The 19,555-nt window shown below is 63.9% G+C and carries 20 protein-coding genes; 1 reads left to right on the top strand and 19 read right to left on the bottom strand.

Annotated features, from left to right (window positions below; all coding sequences use genetic code 11):
- The coding region (locus SO139_RS33920; protein WP_498541346.1) for an IS30 family transposase at positions 1 to 421 on the top strand (421 nt) is incomplete at its 5' end.
- An 89-nt stretch (positions 422 to 510) separates the two neighbouring features.
- Here the strand turns inward: SO139_RS33920 and SO139_RS33915 are convergent.
- From SO139_RS33915 to SO139_RS33825, 19 genes are all read right to left on the bottom strand, one after another.
- Positions 511 to 1,503: an ABC transporter substrate-binding protein gene (locus SO139_RS33915; RefSeq protein ID WP_449382871.1), complete on the bottom strand. Its 993-nt coding sequence runs from the start codon at positions 1,501 to 1,503 to the stop codon at positions 511 to 513.
- A 171-nt stretch (positions 1,504 to 1,674) separates the two neighbouring features.
- Positions 1,675 to 1,950, bottom strand: coding sequence for a DUF1467 family protein (locus SO139_RS33910; protein WP_449382872.1), 276 nt, complete (start codon positions 1,948 to 1,950; stop codon positions 1,675 to 1,677).
- A gap of 9 nt (positions 1,951 to 1,959) precedes the next feature.
- A complete protein-coding gene (gene mce / locus SO139_RS33905; protein WP_498541345.1) occupies positions 1,960 to 2,364 on the bottom strand; it encodes a methylmalonyl-CoA epimerase in 405 nt (134 codons plus the stop codon).
- Between the two features lie 94 nt (positions 2,365 to 2,458).
- Entirely contained in the window at positions 2,459 to 4,129 is a 1,671-nt protein-coding gene (locus SO139_RS33900) for a ribonuclease J (RefSeq protein ID WP_498541344.1), read from the bottom strand.
- Positions 4,129 to 4,935, bottom strand: coding sequence for a biotin--[acetyl-CoA-carboxylase] ligase (locus SO139_RS33895; RefSeq protein ID WP_498541343.1), 807 nt, complete (start codon positions 4,933 to 4,935; stop codon positions 4,129 to 4,131). Before SO139_RS33895 ends, SO139_RS33900 begins: the two co-directional genes overlap by 1 nt.
- 2 nt (positions 4,936 to 4,937) lie before the next feature.
- Positions 4,938 to 6,374 (bottom strand): NADH-quinone oxidoreductase subunit NuoN, encoded by a 1,437-nt coding sequence (gene nuoN / locus SO139_RS33890; RefSeq protein ID WP_498541342.1) that lies wholly within the window; start codon positions 6,372 to 6,374, stop codon positions 4,938 to 4,940.
- Between the two features lie 23 nt (positions 6,375 to 6,397).
- Complete coding sequence (locus SO139_RS33885) at positions 6,398 to 7,906, bottom strand: NADH-quinone oxidoreductase subunit M (protein ID WP_449382877.1); 1,509 nt, start codon at positions 7,904 to 7,906, stop codon at positions 6,398 to 6,400.
- Positions 7,907 to 9,982, bottom strand: coding sequence for an NADH-quinone oxidoreductase subunit L (gene nuoL / locus SO139_RS33880; RefSeq protein WP_498541341.1), 2,076 nt, complete (start codon positions 9,980 to 9,982; stop codon positions 7,907 to 7,909). It abuts the gene before it with no gap.
- A gap of 7 nt (positions 9,983 to 9,989) precedes the next feature.
- On the bottom strand, positions 9,990 to 10,298 hold the full coding sequence (nuoK, locus tag SO139_RS33875) for an NADH-quinone oxidoreductase subunit NuoK (protein ID WP_092180923.1): 309 nt from the start codon (positions 10,296 to 10,298) through the stop codon (positions 9,990 to 9,992).
- Positions 10,295 to 10,933 (bottom strand): NADH-quinone oxidoreductase subunit J, encoded by a 639-nt coding sequence (locus SO139_RS33870; protein ID WP_449382879.1) that lies wholly within the window; start codon positions 10,931 to 10,933, stop codon positions 10,295 to 10,297. The genes nuoK and SO139_RS33870 overlap by 4 nt, the downstream gene beginning before the upstream one ends.
- A gap of 9 nt (positions 10,934 to 10,942) precedes the next feature.
- The gene (gene nuoI, locus SO139_RS33865) at positions 10,943 to 11,431 is read right to left on the bottom strand and encodes an NADH-quinone oxidoreductase subunit NuoI (RefSeq protein ID WP_449382906.1); all 489 of its coding nucleotides are present in this window, start codon (positions 11,429 to 11,431) and stop codon (positions 10,943 to 10,945) included.
- Positions 11,432 to 11,445: 14 nt separating this feature from the next.
- Positions 11,446 to 12,513, bottom strand: coding sequence for an NADH-quinone oxidoreductase subunit NuoH (gene nuoH / locus SO139_RS33860; protein WP_498541340.1), 1,068 nt, complete (start codon positions 12,511 to 12,513; stop codon positions 11,446 to 11,448).
- A 10-nt stretch (positions 12,514 to 12,523) separates the two neighbouring features.
- A complete protein-coding gene (nuoG, locus tag SO139_RS33855) occupies positions 12,524 to 14,599 on the bottom strand; it encodes an NADH-quinone oxidoreductase subunit NuoG (protein ID WP_498541339.1) in 2,076 nt (691 codons plus the stop codon).
- A gap of 5 nt (positions 14,600 to 14,604) precedes the next feature.
- The gene (gene nuoF / locus SO139_RS33850) at positions 14,605 to 15,930 is read right to left on the bottom strand and encodes an NADH-quinone oxidoreductase subunit NuoF (protein ID WP_458147301.1); all 1,326 of its coding nucleotides are present in this window, start codon (positions 15,928 to 15,930) and stop codon (positions 14,605 to 14,607) included.
- Positions 15,931 to 15,945: 15 nt separating this feature from the next.
- A complete protein-coding gene (locus SO139_RS33845; RefSeq protein WP_498541338.1) occupies positions 15,946 to 16,152 on the bottom strand; it encodes a hypothetical protein in 207 nt (68 codons plus the stop codon).
- A complete protein-coding gene (gene nuoE / locus SO139_RS33840) occupies positions 16,152 to 16,763 on the bottom strand; it encodes an NADH-quinone oxidoreductase subunit NuoE (RefSeq protein ID WP_449382884.1) in 612 nt (203 codons plus the stop codon). The genes SO139_RS33845 and nuoE overlap by 1 nt, the downstream gene beginning before the upstream one ends.
- A gap of 12 nt (positions 16,764 to 16,775) precedes the next feature.
- The gene (locus tag SO139_RS33835; protein ID WP_498541337.1) at positions 16,776 to 17,741 is read right to left on the bottom strand and encodes an FkbM family methyltransferase; all 966 of its coding nucleotides are present in this window, start codon (positions 17,739 to 17,741) and stop codon (positions 16,776 to 16,778) included.
- A complete protein-coding gene (locus tag SO139_RS33830) occupies positions 17,741 to 18,937 on the bottom strand; it encodes an NADH-quinone oxidoreductase subunit D (RefSeq protein ID WP_498541336.1) in 1,197 nt (398 codons plus the stop codon). Before SO139_RS33830 ends, SO139_RS33835 begins: the two co-directional genes overlap by 1 nt.
- Positions 18,938 to 18,939: 2 nt before the next feature.
- Positions 18,940 to 19,551, bottom strand: a complete 612-nt coding sequence (locus SO139_RS33825) for an NADH-quinone oxidoreductase subunit C (protein ID WP_449382887.1) — start codon at positions 19,549 to 19,551, stop codon at positions 18,940 to 18,942.
- Between the last annotated feature and the right edge of the window lie 4 nt (positions 19,552 to 19,555).

Raw genomic sequence — 19,555 nt, 5'->3', positions numbered from 1 at the left:
CAGCTATATCGTAACACTTGTCGAGCGCCATTCGCGCTACGTGATGCTGGTCAAGGTCGCGAACAAGGATACCGAAAGCGTCGTCTCGGCGCTTATCAAGCAATCGCAACGACTGCCCAGCGAACTTTATCGGTCCTTGACCTGGGACAGAGGCAAGGAGCTCGCAGATCATCAGCGTCTGACATTGGCTACCAAGGTCGATGTCTACTTCTGTGACCCTCGCTGTCCCTGGCAGCGCGGGTCAAACGAAAACACCAACAGATTGCTGCGCCAGTATCTTCCGCGTGGCATCGATCTGTCCCTGTATAGCCAGGCCAAGCTCAGCGCGATTGCCAGGCAGCTTAATGAAAGGCCACGAAAGACCTTGCTCTTTCAAACCCCAGCTGAGAAGTTCGCAGAATGTGTTGCGGCGATGAGTTGAACCCGCCCCCTTTAGCGATCAAGTTCGTGCGGCGGCGCGATATGTCGCGATGGGCCATTTCCGGAGTCATGCACCGCAACAAGAAAGTTCTATTGGATCACTCCGGCGGCGCGAGCGAGCAGCTCAGGAGCTGGTGCAATGCCGAGCGCTTTCGCAGTCTTGAGATTGATGACTAACTCGTATTTCGTCGGCGCCTGCACCGGAAGGTCGGCCGGTCTTTCACCTCTGAGGACACGATCGACGTAGCCAGCCGAGCGTCGGACTATGTCGGCAGTATTCGGTCCATAGGAGATCAGTGCCCCTTCCGCAGCGAACTGCCGGAAGCCGTATATCGCAGGAAGCCGCTGTCGTTCCGTCAATGCAATGACCGCGCGGCGGTGATTATTGATGAATGCGTCCGGCGCGACGATCAGAGCACCGCCAGGCTCGCGTGCGAGCGCCGTGATGGCTGCCTCGACCTCCGCCTCGTCGCGCACGGGAGATGCGGAGAGCTCGAGGGCGAGCGATGTGCGGGCCGCTTCGAGTTCGCGCAGGAATGCCGGGTAAAAAGGCGTCGTGTCGGGATTGAAGATGAGCGCTACACGTCTGACCCCGGGAGCAATCTCCTTAATCATCTCCATCCATTTCCCGATCAATAGGAAATCGATGAAGGTGAAGCCGGTGATGTTGCCGCCCGGCCGCGACAGGCTGGCCACGAAACCCTGTCCGACCGGATCGTTGACGAGGTTGAATACGATCGGAATGGTACTGGTCGCCTCTTTCAACGCTGCGGTGATTGGCGTCCCGCTTCCGACGATGAGATCCGGCGCCGAATGCACCAACTCCGTCGCGTAGGCTCGGATTCGGCCCAGATCTCCGCCGGTATATCGATGTTCAATTCGAATATTGCGATTCTCGATCCACCCGAGCGCCTCGAGCCCCTCCCGAAACGCAATGACGCGGGTCAGCACTTCATTATCGTTCTCGAGGTATGGATGGAGGAACGCAACACGACGCATGCTCGTCGCCTGCTGCGTGCACGAGGCCAATGGCCAGCCAACGGCCGCGCCTAATGAAAGTGCAATGAACTTGCGTCGTCGCATTCCGTCGCCCTTCAGGCCGAGCGACGCGGTCTAGCATATGCGTCAAGTTCCAAGTGTAATGTGCATCACAGCAAATATCCGCGCTGATGTTGCAGATGGGTCATTCGCGACCGAGTCCGCTGATGTTGCCCACCATTTGACGTCCGCTCTCGCCCCAAAGCAGCGTTCGTCCTAGAACGGCATTCCCATCAATTTGGACAAGCGTTCGATCGAGAGATAGCCGGCATGATAGGCAGTCATGCCGATCGCAAAAACGATTCCCGAGATCAGCGTGGTCCAGATCAGCTTGGGGCCCATCTTGGTCAGGATCGGCGCGCCGGGATCGGTGCCGGGTGCTCCGACGCCGTCCTCATGCTGGCTGCGTACGCCGAACGGCAGGGTCACGAACAGCGTGACCCACCAGAGCACGAAGTAGATCGCGAGTGCGGTGGAGATCTGGTAGGCCATGGTTCGGACTTACGCCTGCTCGATCTCGACCAGCGCGCCGGAAAAGTCCTTCGGGTGCAGGAACAGCACCGGCTTGCCGTGCGCGCCGATCTTTGGCACACCGTCGCCGAGCACCCGCGCGCCCTCCTTCACCAGCACGTCGCGCGAAGTGATGATGTCGGCGACCTCGTAGCAGACGTGGTGGATGCCGCCGTCGGCATTGCGCTCCAGGAATTTTGCGATCGGCGAGGCGTCGCCCAGGGGCTCGATGAACTCGATCTTGGTGTTGGGGAGCGTCACGAACACGGTGGTCACGCCGTGCTCGGGCAACGCCACGGCCTCCGAGATCTGCGCCCCGAACGCCGCGCCATAGATCTTCGCCGCCCTGGCGGCATCCTTGGTCGCGATCGCGACATGGTTGAGCCGACCCAGCATGGTTCTCTCCCTTCTTAGAGCATGATCCGGATCCGAAGGGCCGCGTTAGCGCAAAATGTGACGCGGCATTCCGGAGAGATGATGCTCAAAAGATTCAGACCGTCAGTACGTGTACCAGACAGGGGGGCTTTTTGCCCCAGTGTTCGTTGATCACGGCGCGCACGGCGCGTCGCACGGACTCGCCCAGCGCATCCGGATCGCGGCGGCGCGGTTTTGGCAGACCTTCGATGGTCGAGACGACGGCGTCGAAGACCAGGTCGTCAAAAGCCTCGCCCGCCTTGTTCTTCTCGGGGATGCCGACGAGATCGACCTCGGGCTCGTCGGCAAGCTCTCCCTGCGCGGTCATGGCGATGGCGACGAAAGCACAACCGGAGAAGGCCATCCGCCGCCGCTCGACCACCGCGCGCGATTTGGAGTCCTCCAGGATCGTGCCGTCCTTGTAGAGACGTCCGGAAGGCACCTCGCCAACGATACCGGGATCGCCTGGGCCGAGCTTCACCAGATCGCCATTCCGGCACACCAGCACTCGCGGCACACCGGCGGCGCGCGCGAGCTTGGCGTGCTCGTGCAGATGCAGGGCCTCGCCATGCACGGGGATCAGGAGCTGCGGCCTGGTCCAGGCGATCATGTCGCGCAATTCGTCACGCCGGGGATGGCCGGAGACGTGGACCAAATGGTCGCGGTCGGTGATGACCTCGACGCCCTGGAGGACCAGATTGTTGATGATCGAACCGACGGCCTTCTCGTTGCCGGGGATGGTGCGCGAGGAGAAGATCACGCAGTCGCCGCGGTTGAGCGTGATCTCGGGATGGTCGTCATTGGCGATGCGCGGCAGCGCCGCGCGCGGCTCGCCCTGGCTGCCGGTGCACAGCGCCAGCACTTTGTTCTGCGGAAGATGGCCGTAGACCTCGGGCGAGCGGAAATTCTGCACGCCGTCGAGGTAGCCGGTCTCGCGCGCGACCTGCACGACCCGATCCATGGCGCGGCCGACGACGACGACCTCGCGGTCGGCGGCGCGAGCCGCGTCCGCCACCGCCTTGATGCGCGCGACGTTGGAGGCAAAGGTCGTCACCGCGACACGGCCCTTGGCTTCCTTGACGAGCTCGATGATGGTCCGGGCGACCTCGGCTTCCGAGGGCGAGCGGCCCTCGCGCACCGCGTTGGTGGAATCGCCGATCAGGGCGAGCACACCCTCCTCGCCGAGCTGACGCAACCGCCGCTCGTCGGTGGGACGGCCGATAATGGGGGTCGGATCGATCTTCCAGTCGCCGGTGTGCAGCACCGTGCCGACCTCGGTGTGGATCGCCAGTGCGTGGGATTCCGGAATCGAATGCGCGACCGGGATGAACTCGACGTTGAACGGCCCGATGTCGACGCGGCCGCCGGACGGGATCACGGTGACCGGGATCTTTGGCGGATTGCGCTCGGCCGCGCATTTGGCCTCGAACAGCGCCGCGCTGAACTGCGTCGCATAGATCGGGCATTGCAGCTTCGGCCAGAGATCGATGATCGCACCGAAATGATCCTCATGGGCGTGCGTGAGCACGAGGCCCATCAGATTCCTGCGTTCCTTCTCCAGGAAGTTGATGTCGGGCATGATCAGGTCGATGCCCGGCAGGTGCTCCTCGTCGCCGAAGGAGACGCCGAGATCGATTGCGAGCCAGGCACGCTGGTGGCGGTTGCCGAGGCCATAGATCGACAGGTTCATGCCGATCTCGCCGACACCGCCGAGCGGAGCAAACACCAGTTCGTCGGGCCTTGCCATCACGCCGCTCCCATCGAGGCGGCCGTGCCGAAGAAGACCTCGCCAGCGGCCACCGGCACGCGCCGGCCGTCGGCGGTGCGGACGATCAGGCAGCCGGCCTCGTCGATGGTGTCGAAGATGCCCTCGAGCGTTGCGTTCCCGGTCCGGATCGCGACCTTCTCGCCGAGGCCGGCGGCGCGCTCCAGCCAGAGGCGGCGGATCTCCGCGAAGCCGCGGCCATCGTCCCAGATGCCCCGGAATTCGACCCAGGCATCCGACAGCGCCGTGAACAGCTCCTCCGCGCTGATATGGACGCCCAGGGCGGCCAGCGACACCGCGGGCGTCGGCGTGCCCTCGGGGGCCCCGACGACGTTGGTGCCGATGCCAACCACGACGGCCAGGCGGTCGCCGATGGCCTCGGCTTCGAGGCCGATGCCGACGAGCTTCTTGCCGCCGGCAAGCACGTCGTTCGGCCATTTCAGGCTGTATCGGGGCCGGTCGGGACCGAGGCGAAGCGCGGCCTCGACGCTGACCCGCTCCAGCGCCGCCTCCTCGGCCAGCCCCGCCGCAAAGCCGAGCGTGGCGGCGACGGCCGGCGCGACGTCCATCACCTCGAGGATGCTGGCCGCCAGATTGCCCCGCGGCGCGATCCAGGCACGCTGGCGGCGGCCGCGCCCCGCCGTCTGCTCCGATGTCACGAACCAGATCGGGCCGCGCTCGCCTTGGCGGGCGCGCTCCAGGCCTTCCGCATTCGTCGAGCCGATCTGGTCGAAGGCTGCGAGGCGGTAGCCCGCGCTGAGAGCTCGATGACCGAGCGCGAAGCCCATCCCTAGAACAGCGACTTTGCCGCTGCGCTGGCGGCACTCACGACGGGTCCCGCAAACAGCGCAAACAGGATGGTGAACAGGCCTGCAACCGCCAGCACAGCCCGCACCTCGACGCGCACCGGATCGATCTGCCCGGCAGGCTCGTCGAAGTACATCGTCTTGACGATGGCGAGATAGTAGTAGGCGCCCACCACGCTCGTCAGCACGCCGATGACGGCGAGCGTGAACAGGTTGGCCTTGATCGCGGCGACGAAGACGTACCATTTGGCGAAGAAGCCGGCGAGCGGCGGAACGCCGGCAAGCGAGAACAGCAGCATCGCGAAGAAGAAGGCGAGCAGCGGGTTGGTGCGCGAGAGGCCGGCGAAATCGCTGATCTGCTCGACGGCCTGGCCGTTGCGCTTCATGGCGAGAATGACGGCGAATGAGCCGAGCGTCATCGCAATGTAGATCACGAGGTACATCAGCACGCCCTGCGCGCCCTCGACCGTGCCGGAGGCAAGGCCGACCAGCGCAAAGCCCATGTGGCCGATCGAGGAATAGGCCATCAGGCGCTTGATGTTGGTCTGGCCGATCGCGGCAAAGGAGCCGAGCGCCATCGAGGCGATCGCCACGAACACCAGGATCTGCTGCCATTGCGAGACGATGCCGGGGAATGCGGTCAGCGTCGCGCGCGTGAACACCGCCATGGCTGCCACCTTCGGCGCCGAGGCGAAGAAGGCGGTCACCGGCGTCGGCGCGCCCTCATAAACGTCGGGCGTCCACATGTGGAACGGCACCGCTGAGACCTTGAAGCAGAGGCCGGCGAGCAGGAAGACGAGACCGAAGACCAGTCCGACGCTGGCGGTCGTGGCAGAAGCCGCGATGCCGGCGAAGCTGACCGTGCCGGTGAAGCCATAGATCAGCGAGGCGCCGTAGAGCAGCATGCCGGACGACAGCGCGCCGAGCACGAAGTACTTCAGACCGGCTTCGTTGGACTTGGCGTTGTCCCGGTTTGATGCCGCCACGACGTAGAGCGCGAGCGACATCAACTCGAGGCCGAGATAGAGCGAGATCAGGTCGCCCGCCGAGATCAACACCATCATGCCGAGGGTGGAGAGCAGGACGAGGATCGAATACTCGAAGATGCGTCGCGACGGATCGGACAAGAACTCCGTCGACAGGAGCAGCGTGACCGCCGAGCCGATCAAGGCCAGAATCTTCAGGAAGCGCGCGAAGTCGTCGACGATGAAGCTGCCGCCGAACGTGACCTGCTTGCCCGCTGGCAGCAGCAACACCAATACGCCGGTCACGACGAGGAGAAGGATTGCGAGCGTAGTCACCGCCCTCGTCGTCCCCTGCCCGCGATACGCACCCAGCATCAGCAGCGCCATGCTGCCAACCGCGAGGACGAGCTCGGGCACCACCGGTGCCAATTGATAACCTGCAGTCTCAAAGCTCATGGCGATACCCTCACCTGCCGCAATTATTGCAGCAGTGCGGCGGCCTTCACGGCCGTCACTGCGGTGTTGTAATTGTTGACGAGTTGCTGGACCGAGGCCGCCGACATGTCGAGCACCGGCTTCGGATAAACGCCGAACAGGATGGTCAGCGCGACCAGCGGGAACAGCGTGATGCACTCGCGCAAGGTCATGTCCTTGATCGACATCAGCGTTGGCTTCACCAGAGCGCCGAACACGATCTTTCGATACAGCCACAGCGCATAACACGCCGAAAGGATCACGCCCGTGGTGGCGAGGAACGCCGTCGGGAGCGAGACCTTAAACGTGCCGAGCAGCGTCATGAACTCGCCGATGAACCCGGACGTGCCCGGCAGCCCGACATTCGCCATGGTGAAGACCATGAACACCAGCGCATAGAGCGGCATCCGGTTGACGAGGCCGCCATAGGCCGCGATCTCGCGGGTGTGCATGCGGTCGTAGACGATGCCGACGCAGAGGAACAGCGCGCCTGACACGATGCCGTGCGAGATCATCTGGAAAACGCCGCCGGCGACGCCCTGGATGGTGCCGGCGAAAATGCCCATGGTGACGAAGCCCATATGCGCCACCGAGGAATAGGCGATCAGCTTCTTCATGTCCTCCTGCATCATCGCCACCAGCGAGGTGTAGATGATGGCAATGACCGAGAGCGTGAAGATCAGCGGCGCGAAGTCGTGCGAAGCCAGCGGGAACATCGGCAGCGAGAAGCGCAGGAAGCCGTAGCCGCCCATCTTCAGCAGGATCGCGGCCAGGATCACCGAGCCCGCGGTCGGCGCCTCGACGTGCGCATCCGGCAGCCAGGTGTGCACCGGCCACATCGGCATCTTCACCGCGAAGGAGGCAAAGAAGGCCAGCCACGCCCAGGTCTGCAATGATCGCGGCACGGCGGTGTGCATCAAAGTCGGGATGTCGGTCGTGTTGCCGTTCCAGTACAGCGCCATGATGGCGAGCAGCATCAGCACCGAGCCGAGCAGCGTGTAGAGGAAGAACTTGAACGAGGCATAGACCCGGCGCGGGCCGCCCCAGACGCCGATGATCAGGAACATCGGGATCAGGCCGCCCTCGAAGAACAAATAGAACAGCACGAGATCGAGCGCCGAGAAGGTGCCGATCATCAGCGTTTCCAGGATCAGGAACGCCATCATGTATTCGCGCACGCGGCTCTGGATCGCCTTCCAGCTCGCGATGATGCAGAACGGCATCAACGCGGTGGTCAGGATCACGAAGGGCAGCGAGATGCCATCCACACCCATGTGATAGGTGATGCCGGCGGCGAGCCAGTTAGCCTTCTCGACGAACTGGAAGTCGGCGATCGAGGAATCGAAGCGCGCGACCAGGAGCAACGAGACCGCAAAGGTGATCAGCGTGGTCCAGAGCGCTATCCAGCGCGCATTGCGCCGCGCCGCCTCGTCGTCGCCGCGAACGGCGTAGACGAGCAGCGCTCCGACGAGCGGCAGGAAGGTGGTGACGGAGAGGATGGGCCAGGTTGTCATTTACTGGCCTCCAAAGCCGAACATGAACCAGGTGATCAGGCCGGCGACACCGATCAGCATGGCGAATGCATAGTGGTAGAGATAGCCGGTCTGGATCTTCACGACGTTGCGGGTGATGTCCAGCACACGCGCCGAGACGCCGTCCGGCCCCAAGCCGTCGATGATGAAGCCGTCGCCCTTCTTCCAGAGCTGGTAGCCGACCCACTTCGCCGGACGGACCAAGATGATGTCATAGAGCTCGTCGAAGTACCACTTGTTGAGCAGGAACTGATACAGCATCGGCTGGGTGTTCGCGAGCTCGACCGGCAGGTACGGCCGGCGGATGTAGAACAGGTACGAGATCAGGAAGCCCACGATCATCATCACGGTCGGCAGGAAGCCGATGGTCTCCGGGATGTGGTGCATCTCCTCGATGATGTGCGGGTTCATCTTCACGGACTCGCGGAAGAACTCCTCGATGCCATGACCGGCGAACAACTCCTTGAACGGGAAGCCGGCCAGGATCGAGCCAGCGGCAAGAACCCCGATCGGGACTAGCATCCACATCGGGCTCTCATGCGCAGCCGCGTAATGATGCTCGTCATGCGGCTCGCCGTGGAAGGTCTTGAAGATCAGGCGCCACGAATAGAATGAGGTCAGGCCGGCGGCGACGACCGTCATCAGGAAGCCGTACACCGCGAACGGGTTGTGCGAGGCGTAGGCTGACTCGATGATCGCGTCCTTGGAGAAGTAGCCGGCGGTGAGCGGGAAGCCGGTCAGCGCGAGCGTGCCGACCACCATCACCGCATAGGTGTAGGGGATCTTGCGCCACAGGCCGCCCATGTTGCGGATGTCCTGCTCGTGATGCATCGCGTAGATCACCGAGCCGCTCCCCAAGAACAACAGCGCCTTGAAGAAGGCGTGCGTGAACAGGTGGAACATGCCGACCGAATAGGCTCCCGCCCCCATCGCCACGAACATGTAGCCGAGCTGCGAACAGGTCGAGTAGGCGACGATGCGCTTGATGTCGTTCTGCACGAGGCCAACGGTCGCGGCGAAGAACGCCGTGGTCGCGCCGAAGAACATCACGACGGCCTGCGCGTTCGGCGCGAGCTCGAACAGCGGCGACAGCCGCGCCACCATGAAGACGCCCGCCGTCACCATGGTCGCGGCGTGGATCAGCGCCGAGACCGGGGTCGGGCCTTCCATCGCGTCCGGCAACCAGGTGTGCAGCAGGAACTGGGCCGACTTGCCCATCGCGCCCATGAACAGCAGGCAGCAGGTCAGCGTCAGCGCGTCCACCTGCCAGCCGAAGAAGTTGATGGTCTTGTCGGTGAAGCCGGGAGCCGCATGGAAGATCGTCTCGAAATCGGTCGAACCGACCAGCGCGAAAACCGCAAAGATGCCGAGCGCAAAGCCGAAGTCGCCGACGCGGTTGACGACGAAGGCCTTGATTGCGGCCGCGTTCGCCGACGGCTTCTGGTACCAGAAACCGATCAGCAGATAGCTCGCCAGACCCACGCCTTCCCAGCCGAAGAACAGCTGCACGAGGTTATCGGCCGTCACCAGCATCAGCATGGCGAACGTGAACAGCGAGAGATAGCCGAAGAAGCGCGGCCGGTACGGATCCTCGTCCATGTAACCGATGGAATAGAGGTGCACGAGCGAGGACACGGTGTTGACCACCACCAGCATGACGGCGGTGAGCGTGTCCACCCGAAGCGCCCAGTAGACCTGGAGGTCGCCCGAGAGGATCCACGGCAGAATCGGAATCCGCGCGTCGTGGTGCAGGAAGCCGACGTCGACCAGCGTGAACCACGACAGGGCCGCCGAGACGAACAGCAGCCCGGTCGTGATCAGCTCGGCCGCGCGCGAGCCCTGAGCCGGCGGTTCGGAGACGTGGTGGTCGTCGTGGCCGTGATCGTCGTGGGCATGGTCATCATGAGCTGCCGACGCATGACCATGGGCATCGCCATGCGCGTCGTCGTGATGCTCGACCGTATCGCCGCTGGGGTTGCGGGCATGCGCGCCGAAAATGGCGATCAGGCCGGCGAGAATGGCGCCCAGCAGAGGCAGAAAGACAATTGCCTGGACCATAGCTGGGTTAACCCTTCATCAGATTGACGTCCTCAACCGCGATCGAGCCGCGGTTGCGGAAATAGACCACCAGGATGGCGAGACCGATTGCGGCTTCCGCAGCCGCGACCGTCAGCACCAGCAGCGCGAAGACCTGGCCGACGATATCGCCGAGGAAGGTCGAGAACGCCACCAGGTTGATGTTGACCGAGAGCAGGATCAGCTCGATCGACATCAGAATGATGATGATATTCTTGCGGTTCAGGAATATGCCGAGGATGCCGAGCGTGAACAGGATCGCGCCGACGGCAAGATAGTGTCCGAGCCCGATCGTCATTTCACCCACTCCGCCGCATCGGCATCCTGGAGCCCCTGCCCCGACGCCACCTTGCGCAGCGCCATCGCCATGTCGGGCGTTCGCGCGTTCTGAACGTTGATGTCCTGCCGCTTGACGCTGGCCTTGTGGCGCAGCGTCAGCACGATGGCGCCGATCATCGCGACCAGCAGCACCATGCCGGCGAGCTGGAAGTAGTGGATGTACTTCGTATAGAGCACGAGCCCGAGCGCCTCGGTGTTGGAGACGTTGGCCGGGATCGCCGCCGTGATCGTCTTGGACACGGTCGGGTTGATCACCCAGGCGCCGACGACCAGCAACAGCTCGAACATGAAGATGCCGCCGATCACGAGGCCAACCGGCAGGTATTCGATGAAGCCCTCCCGCAACTCGAGGAAGTCGACGTCGAGCATCATGATCACGAACAGGAACAACACCGCGACCGCGCCGACATAGACGACGATCAGGATCATCGCCAGGAACTCGGCGCCCATCAGCACGAACAGGCCGGAGGCGTTGACGAAGGCCAGGATCAGATACAGCACCGAGTGCACGGGATTGCGCGAGACAATCACCATCACCGCCGAGGCGACGCAGATGCCGGCGAACAGATAGAAGAACAGCGCGGGAAGGATCATGCCCTCACCTCACCGGTACGGCGCGTCGAGCTCGATCGCTTGCGCGATCTCGCGTTCCCAGCGATCGCCGTTGGCGAGCAGCTTGGCCTTGTCATAGAACAGTTCCTCGCGGGTCTCGGTCGCGAACTCGAAGTTTGGACCTTCGACGATGGCGTCAACCGGGCAGGCCTCCTGGCAGAGGCCGCAATAGATGCACTTCACCATGTCGATGTCGTAGCGCACGGTGCGGCGCGTGCCGTCGTTGCGGCGCGGCCCGGCCTCGATGGTGATGGCCTGCGCCGGGCAGACCGCCTCGCACAGCTTGCAGGCGATGCAGCGCTCTTCACCGTTCGGATAGCGGCGCAGCGCATGCTCGCCGCGGAAGCGCGGCGAGATCGGCCCCTTCTCGAAGGGATAGTTCAGCGTCGGCTTCGGCTGGAAGAAGTAGCGCATGGCGAGGAAGAACGCCGAGACGAATTCCGACAGCAGAAGCGAGCGCGCGGTAGCGTTGATGTTGATACCCATGGCGGACCTCACTTCGGCGCGATGCCGGCGAAATGCAGCACGCCAGCCACCACGATCACCATCGCCAGCGACAGCGGCAGGAAGACCTTCCAGCCGAGACGCATCAGTTGATCGTAGCGGTAGCGCGGCACGATCGCCTTCGCCATCGCGAACAGGAAGAACATGAAGAACAGTTTGAACGAGAACCAGATGATCCCCGGCACCCAGTTGAACGGCGGCAGATCGACCGGCGGCAGCCAGCCCCCCAGGAACAGGATCGTCGCCAACGCGCACATGGTGACGATGGCGACATACTCGCCGAGCATGAACAACAGATACGGCGTCGAGCCGTATTCGACCATGAATCCGGCCACGAGCTCGGACTCGGCCTCGACGAGGTCGAACGGCGGACGATTGGTTTCCGCCAGTGCAGAGACGTAGAACACCACGAACATCGGGAACAGCGGCCACACATACCAGTTCAGGATGGTGAGCTGCGGCAGGCCGATCAGGCTGGCAAGGCCACGCGCATGCTGCGCCTCGACGACCGCCGACAGGTTCAGCGTGCCGGCGCAGAGCAGCACGGTGATGATGACGAAGCCGATCGAGACCTCATAGGACACCATCTGCGCGGCCGAGCGCAAGGCGGCCAGGAACGGGTACTTCGAGTTCGACGACCAGCCGGCCATGATGATGCCGTAGATCGACAGCGACGAGATCGCGAAGATAAAGAGAACGCCGACATTGATGTCGGAGATCACCCAGCCGAGATTGGTCGGGATCACCGCCCAGGCCGCGAGTGCGAGCACGCACGATACCAGCGGAGCAAGCAGGAAGACGCCCTTGTTGGCGCCGGAGGGAATGATCGGCTCCTTCAGCACGAACTTCAGGAGGTCGGCGAACGACTGGAATAGGCCCCAGGGACCGACCACGTTCGGGCCGCGGCGGATCTGCACCGCCGCCCAGATCTTGCGGTCGGCGAGCAGGATGTAGGCGATCGCGACCAGCAGCACGACGAGCAGCAGGACGCTCTCCGCGACCATGATGATCAGCGGCCAGAGGAATCCGGTCCAGAATGCGCTTTCAAAGAATTCCATCAGATCACGCTTACTCCGCTGCGGTCAGCATCTGCCCGGAGGCAAGCCGCGAACATTCCGCCATCACGGCGGACGCACGCGAGATTGGGTTGGTCAGGTAGAAGTCCTCAATCAGGGCCTTGAACGGCGCCTTCTCCGGCGTGCCGCCCTTGCCCGCAAGTGTCTTGACCTGGTCAGCGGTGCCCGCCTCGATCTGGTCCAGGCGGATCAGATGCGGCACCGCCTTGAAAATCGCCTGGCGCAGGGCCGCGAGCGAGTCGTAGCCGAGCTTCTTGCCGAGCGCTTCCGACAGCGCGCGAACGATCGCCCAGTCCTCGCGGGCCTCGCCCGGCGGGAACGCGGCGCGGCCCGTCATCTGCGCGCGGCCCTCGGTGTTGACGTAGATCGCCGACTTCTCGGTGTAGGCCGCCGCTGGCAGGATGACGTCGGCGCGGTGCGCGCCGCGGTCACCATGGGTGCCGATATAGACGACGAAGGTGCCGTCCGGCGCCTTGATCTCGTCGGCCCCGAGCAGGAACAAGACGTCCAGCGTGCCGAAGGTCGTCATCTGCGCGGCGTTCAGGCCGCCGGCGCCTGCCGCAAAGCCGATATCCAGCGCGCCGACGCGCGAGGCGGTCTCGTGCAGCACGCCAAAGCCGTTCCAGCCGTCCTTCACCGCGCCGATATCGAGCGCCAGCTTGGCCGCCTGCGCGAGGATCGCCGCGCCGTCGTGACGCGAGGTCGCGCCCGCGCCGACCAGGATAACCGGGTGCTTGGCGTTCTTCAGGACGTCAGCGAAGGAGTGCTTGCCGGCCACGAGGTCGGCGAGCGTCTCCGTACCCGCGCCGAGATGATCGTAGTCGTAGGTCAGATCAGCCTTGGCACCGACCGAGCCGATCTTGAGGCCGCCCGCGCGCCAGCGCTTGCGGATACGGGCATTGAACACTGCCGCGTCCTTGCGCGGATTGGCGCCGATGATCAGCAGCGCATCGGCCTGTTCGATGCCGACCAGCGACGGATTGAAGATGTAGGAGCCGCGGCCCAGCGCGGGATCGAAGGCGTCGCCGCCCTGCACTGCCAGATTGGCCGAGCCGAACTTGGCGAGCAGATCCTTCAGCGCAAACATCTCCTCGACGCCGGCGAGATCACCGGCAATCGCGCCGATCCGCTTGCCGTCGCTGCGGCCCGCCTTGGCGGCGATCGCGGCGAAGGCTTCGGTCCATGAAGCTGCACGCAGCTTGCCGGCCTCGCGGATATAGGGCCGGTCGAGCCGTTGGGTGCGCAGGCCGTCGACGACGTGACGAGTCTTGTCCGAAATCCACTCCTCGTTCACGGCCTCGTTGACGCGCGGCAGGATGCGCATCACCTCGCGACCACGGGTATCGACCCGGATCGCCGAGCCGATGCCGTCCATGACGTCGACCGACTGGGTCTTGCCGAGCTCCCAGGGGCGCGCGGCGAAGGCGTATGGCTTCGAGGTCAGCGCACCGACCGGGCAGATGTCGACGAGGTTGCCCTGAAGCTCGGACGTCAGCGCGTGCTCGAGATAGGTCGTGATCTCCATGTCCTCGCCGCGGCCCGTCGCGCCCATCTCGGGCGCGCCGGCGACTTCCGCCGAAAAGCGGACGCAGCGCGTGCACTGGATGCAGCGGTTCATCGAGGTCTTGACCAGCGCGCCGAGATACTTGTCCTCGACGGCGCGTTTGTTCTCGGCGAAGCGGCTGGTGTCGACGCCATAGCCCATCGCCTGGTCCTGGAGATCGCACTCGCCGCCCTGGTCGCAGATCGGGCAGTCCAGCGGATGGTTGATCAGAAGGAACTCCATCACGCCTTCGCGGGCCTTCTTCACCATCGGCGACCGCGTCGAGATCTCCGGCGGCTCGCCCTTCGGACCCGGACGGCAATCGCGCACACCCCAGGCGCAGCTCGCGACCGGCTTCGGGCCGCCCTTCACTTCGACGAGGCACATCCGGCAATTGCCGGCGATCGACAGCCGCTCGTGATAGCAGAAGCGCGGAATCTCGGCGCCGGCGGCCTCGCACGCCTGGAGCAGCGTGTACTCCGGCGGGACATCGATCTCTTTGCCGTCGATGATGAGCTTTGTCATTCTTCCTACTCCGCCGCGACCATGTTCACGGGATCGCGGACGCCGGCATCGTCGATGTCGGCCTTGTGCGAATACTGGTCGATGCGCGCTTCGATCTCATGACGGAAGTGCGCGATCAGGCCCTGGATCGGCCAGGCGGCTGCGTCGCCGAGCGCGCAGATGGTGTGGCCTTCGACCTGCTTGGTGACCTCGAGCAGCATGTCGATCTCGCGCTTGTGGGCGCGGCCCTCGGCCATGCGGGTCAAGACGCGCCACATCCAGCCGGTGCCCTCGCGGCACGGCGTGCACTGGCCGCAGCTCTCGTGCTTGTAGAAATAGGAAATGCGGGCGATCGCACGGATCAGGTCCGTCGACTTGTCCATCACGATCACGGCCGCGGTGCCGAGGCCCGAGCGCAGCTTGCTCAGGCTGTCGAAATCCATCGGCGTGTCGATGATCTGCTCTGCCGGCACCATGCGCACCGAGGAGCCACCGGGGATCACGGCCTTCAGATTGTCCCAGCCGCCGCGGATGCCGCCGCAATGCTTCTCGATCAGCTCACGGAAGGGAATGCCCATGGCTTCTTCGACGTTGCACGGCCGCTCGACATGGCCGGAGATGCAGAACAGTTTCGTGCCGACGTTGTTCGGACGGCCGATGCCGGCGAACCACGCCGCGCCGCGGCGCAGGATGTCGGGCGCAACCGCGATCGACTCGACGTTGTTGACGGTGGTCGGGCAGCCGAACAGGCCGACGTTGGCCGGGAACGGCGGCTTCAGGCGCGGCTGGCCCTTCTTGCCCTCGAGGCTCTCGAGCAGCGCGGTCTCCTCGCCGCAGATATAGGCGCCGGCGCCGTGCGCGACGTAGAGATCGAACGGCCAGCCGTTGACATTGTCCTTCCCGATCAGCTTGGCCTCGTAGGCCTGGTCGATCGCGGCCTGGAGGTGCTCGCGCTCGCGGATGAACTCGCCACGGACATAGATGTAGCAGGCGTGCGCATTCATCGCGCAGCTCGCGATCAGGCAGCCCTCGATCAGGAGATGCGGATCATGACGCATGATCTCGCGGTCCTTGCAGGTGCCGGGCTCGGACTCGTCGGCGTTGACGACGAGATAGCTCGGCCGGCCGTCGGTCGATTCCTTCGGCATGAACGACCATTTCAGGCCGGTCGGGAAGCCGGCGCCGCCACGGCCGCGCAGGCCTGACGCCTTCATCTCGTTGATGATCCAGTCGCGGCCCTTGTCGATGATGGCCTTGGTGCCATCCCAAGCGCCGCGGCGCCGCGCGCCCTCGAGCCCCCAATCGTGGAGGCCGTAGAGGTTTTTGAAGATGCGGTCCTTGTCCTCGAGCATTTCAGTGCTTTCCGATCAACGGTTGGCTTGCTTGTAGGCAAGCCCGGCGGCGCAGACGGCAAAGGTCAGCGCCCAGAGCAGACTGGTTTCCAGCGACGCATTCAGGGTGAAGCGCTGCAGCATGAAGATGAAGGCAGCCGCCACCGCGGCATGCATGGCGATGAAGCCCCATTTCTTCACGGCGCCGCCCCTTCCCGCTGCTGATGTCGCGAGATCACGCATCAGGTGATCTCCTTCAGCGTGGTCGGTCCGGTGACGGGAGCCGAGAACTGACGGCCGTTCTGCGGGCCGGGCTTGGGCGGATTGCCGGAGGCAAAGCCGTCGAGCACCTTGCCGAAGCTTTCCTTGGTCAGATCCTCATAGGTGTCCTTGCCGATCAACACCATCGGCGCGTTCACGCAGGCGCCCAGGCACTCCACCTCTTCCCAGCTGAAATTGCCGTCCTTGGAGAGGTGGAAGGGCTCGTGATGGATCCGGCTCTCGCAGACGTGGATCAGGTCTTCGGCGCCGCGCAGCCGGCACGGCGTGGTGCCGCAGACCTGGACGTGGGCCTTCTTGCCGACGGGAGCGAGCTGGAACATCGTGTAGAAGGTCGCGACTTCGAGCACGCGGATGTAGGGCATATCGAGCAGGTCGGCGATGACGCGGATCGCGGCTTCCGACACCCAGCCATCGTTCTGCTCCTGCGCCCGCCACATGATCGCGATCACGGCCGAGGCCTGGCGACCGGCCGGATATTTGGCGATCTGCTGCTTCGCAAACGCGAGGTTCTCCTCCGTGAACGTAAAGCTCGCGGGCTGGACTTCCTTGGGCGCTAGGCGGCGAACGGACATCTCTTCAATCTCTCACTGGATACGGCGCCGCGCAGCCTTCGCATTCAGGGCATCAATCCTGTCCTGCCAGAATGCGCTTGCGGTGCCGAAAACATTGTAGCCAACGTGGGTGGAGACCTTGATGCGATCGAGGATCGAGAGCTCGGTCACCGTCTCCATGCGACTGGTGGTGGGATCGTAGACGATCAGCTTCAGCGGGGTTTGTTCGAGGATATAGCGCGACACCGCGTGGCTGCGGTCGCTGCCGTGCTCCTCGCACATGATCACGCTGTCGCCTTCAAGAAGCCGCTTGCCACCCTTGATGGCGTCGATCTCGACGCCTTCGACGTCGAGCTTGATCAAATACTTGCCGTTTGCTTCGACCTTGCCGTCATCGAGCAGATTGTCGAGTGCAATCACAGGCACTTCCTCACCGCCCGCCGAGGGCGCGCCCGCGATACTGAAAGCCTCGTGCTTGGTGCCGGAGAGCCGTGCGGTGCCGCGCTCGGCACCGATCGCACATTTCATGGTCTCGAAGCGGTTACCATTGATACGCGCGTTGTTCGCAAGCTTCGGGTGGTTCTGTCCCGACGGCTCGATCGCGATCGCCCTGTGCGAGCCGAACGGCTTGCTCGACACCAGCACCGACCAGTAGCCATAGTTCGCGCCGCAATCGAGCAGCGTGTAATCGACGTCGACGGAGTCAGCGAACAACAGTTCCAACTCGTCCTCGTAATTGTAGGAGCGGTTGAGCAGCTTGCTCCAGTAGCCGTCGCCGTAAGGGAATTCGAACACGGCGTCCGGGTTGAGCTTGATCGCGATGTTACGCTCGGGCAGCGTTTTGCGCAGCAGATTGGCGCAGGCGATGTAGCCCATGTGCGAGAAGTGCGAGGAGATCTTCGATCCCGTCACCAGCGCCAAGGCAGCCGTCCGCTCCCACAGGTTGGCCCCTTCGAGGGCCCCCGAGGCGCGGTCAAACTGGATTGGCGCCGGCGCCATCACCGATCGACCTCTCCGAACACGATGTCGAGCGAGCCGAGGATGGCCGAGACGTCGGCGAGCAGATGGCCCCTGCAGATGTGGTCCATGGCCTGCAGATGGGCGAAGCCCGGCGCGCGGATCTTGCACTTGTAGGGCTTGTTGGTGCCGTCGGAGACGAGATAGACGCCGAACTCGCCCTTCGGCGCCTCGACCGAGGCATAGACCTCGCCGGCCGGCACGTGGACGCCTTCGGTGTAGAGCTTGAAGTGATGGATGAGCGCTTCCATCGAGCGCTTCATCTCGCCGCGGCGCGGCGGGAAGACCTTGTTGTCCTCGACAGCGACCGGCCCCTGCCCGTCCGGCGCCTTCAGCTTCTCGATGCACTGCTTCATGATGCGCACCGACTGGCGCATCTCTTCCATGCGGATCAGGTAACGGTCGTAGCAGTCGCCGTTCTTGCCGATCGGAATGTCGAATTCCATCTCGGCATAGCATTCATAGGGCTGCGCCTTGCGCAGGTCCCAGGCCGCACCGGAGCCGCGCACCATCACGCCGGAAAAACCCCACTCCCAGGCCTCCTTCAGCGGCACCACGCCGATGTCGACGTTGCGCTGCTTGAAGATGCGGTTGGCGGTGAGCAGGCGGTCGAGGTCGTCGACAACTTTGAGGAACGGATCGCACCAGGCCTCGATGTCGTTGATCAGCTTGGGCGGCAGGTCCTGGTGTACGCCGCCGACGCGGAAGAAGGCTGCGTGCATACGGCTGCCCGAAGCGCGCTCGTAGAACACCATCAGCTTCTCGCGCTCCTCGAAGCCCCACAGCGGCGGGGTCAGCGCGCCGACGTCCATCGCCTGCGTGGTCACGTTGAGAAGATGCGAGAGGATGCGGCCGATCTCGCAATACAGCACGCGGATCAACTGGCCGCGGCGCGGCACCTCGATGCCGAGCAGCTTTTCGGCAGCCAAGCAGAAAGCGTGCTCCTGGTTCATCGGCGCGACGTAGTCCAGGCGATCGAAATAAGGGATCGCCTGGAGATAGGTCTTCTGCTCGATCAGCTTCTCGGTGCCGCGGTGAAGCAGGCCGATATGCGGATCGACACGCGCAACGACCTCGCCGTCAAGCTCCAGCACCAGGCGCAACACGCCGTGCGCCGCGGGATGTTGCGGGCCGAAATTGATCGTAAAGTTGCGAAGCTGTTCGGGTTGCTCGTTCATGATCAGGCCTTCGGTCCCGCCTTCTCGTCACCGGGAAGCGGATAGTCCGCCCCTTCCCATGGCGAGAGGAAATCGAACTTGCGGAATTCCTGGTTGAGCCGGACCGGCTCGTACACCACCCGCTTCTCCTGGTCGTCGTAGCGGACCTCGACGAAGCCGGTCAGCGGGAAGTCCTTGCGCAGCGGATGCCCCTCGAAACCGTAATCGGTGAGGATGCGGCGCATGTCGGGATGTCCGACGAAGATCACGCCATAGAGGTCGTAGGTCTCGCGCTCGAACCAGTCGGCGCCGGGAAACACCTCGATCAGCGACGGCACCTGGGTGGTCTCGTCGGCCTGAGCCTTCAGCCTGATCCGGGTGTTCAGCGTCGGCGACATCAGATGATAGACGACGTCGAAGCGCTTCTCGCGCGACGGATAATCCACCGCGGTCACGTCGGTGAAGTTGACGAAGCGGCAACTTGGATCGTCGCGGAGGTACTTGACCACCTCGACGATCTTGGCGGCCTCGACCTCCACCGTGAGCTGGTTGAAGGCCACCGCGTGACCGGTGGCGGCGCCCGGAAGCGCGCTAACGATCGTTTGCCCAAGGGCGTCGAGCTTGCCGTCGTCCATGACG

Source organism: Bradyrhizobium sp. UFLA05-89, assembly GCF_059803475.1.
This window is presented reverse-complemented; position numbering and strand designations above follow the sequence as displayed.

Coding starts and splice junctions, on each gene's coding strand:
- SO139_RS33915 (WP_449382871.1), bottom strand. CDS start 1,503: ATGCGACGACGCAAGTTCATTGCACTTTCATTAGGCGCGGCCGTTGGC.
- SO139_RS33910 (WP_449382872.1), bottom strand. CDS start 1,950: ATGGCCTACCAGATCTCCACCGCACTCGCGATCTACTTCGTGCTCTGG.
- mce (WP_498541345.1), bottom strand. CDS start 2,364: ATGCTGGGTCGGCTCAACCATGTCGCGATCGCGACCAAGGATGCCGCC.
- SO139_RS33900 (WP_498541344.1), bottom strand. CDS start 4,129: ATGGCAAGGCCCGACGAACTGGTGTTTGCTCCGCTCGGCGGTGTCGGC.
- SO139_RS33895 (WP_498541343.1), bottom strand. CDS start 4,935: ATGGGCTTCGCGCTCGGTCATCGAGCTCTCAGCGCGGGCTACCGCCTC.
- nuoN (WP_498541342.1), bottom strand. CDS start 6,374: ATGAGCTTTGAGACTGCAGGTTATCAATTGGCACCGGTGGTGCCCGAG.
- SO139_RS33885 (WP_449382877.1), bottom strand. CDS start 7,906: ATGACAACCTGGCCCATCCTCTCCGTCACCACCTTCCTGCCGCTCGTC.
- nuoL (WP_498541341.1), bottom strand. CDS start 9,982: ATGGTCCAGGCAATTGTCTTTCTGCCTCTGCTGGGCGCCATTCTCGCC.
- nuoK (WP_092180923.1), bottom strand. CDS start 10,298: ATGACGATCGGGCTCGGACACTATCTTGCCGTCGGCGCGATCCTGTTC.
- SO139_RS33870 (WP_449382879.1), bottom strand. CDS start 10,933: ATGATCCTTCCCGCGCTGTTCTTCTATCTGTTCGCCGGCATCTGCGTC.
- nuoH (WP_498541340.1), bottom strand. CDS start 12,513: ATGGAATTCTTTGAAAGCGCATTCTGGACCGGATTCCTCTGGCCGCTG.
- nuoG (WP_498541339.1), bottom strand. CDS start 14,599: ATGACAAAGCTCATCATCGACGGCAAAGAGATCGATGTCCCGCCGGAG.
- nuoF (WP_458147301.1), bottom strand. CDS start 15,930: ATGCTCGAGGACAAGGACCGCATCTTCAAAAACCTCTACGGCCTCCAC.
- SO139_RS33845 (WP_498541338.1), bottom strand. CDS start 16,152: ATGCGTGATCTCGCGACATCAGCAGCGGGAAGGGGCGGCGCCGTGAAG.
- nuoE (WP_449382884.1), bottom strand. CDS start 16,763: ATGTCCGTTCGCCGCCTAGCGCCCAAGGAAGTCCAGCCCGCGAGCTTT.
- SO139_RS33835 (WP_498541337.1), bottom strand. CDS start 17,741: ATGGCGCCGGCGCCAATCCAGTTTGACCGCGCCTCGGGGGCCCTCGAA.
- SO139_RS33830 (WP_498541336.1), bottom strand. CDS start 18,937: ATGAACGAGCAACCCGAACAGCTTCGCAACTTTACGATCAATTTCGGC.
- SO139_RS33825 (WP_449382887.1), bottom strand. CDS start 19,551: ATGGACGACGGCAAGCTCGACGCCCTTGGGCAAACGATCGTTAGCGCG.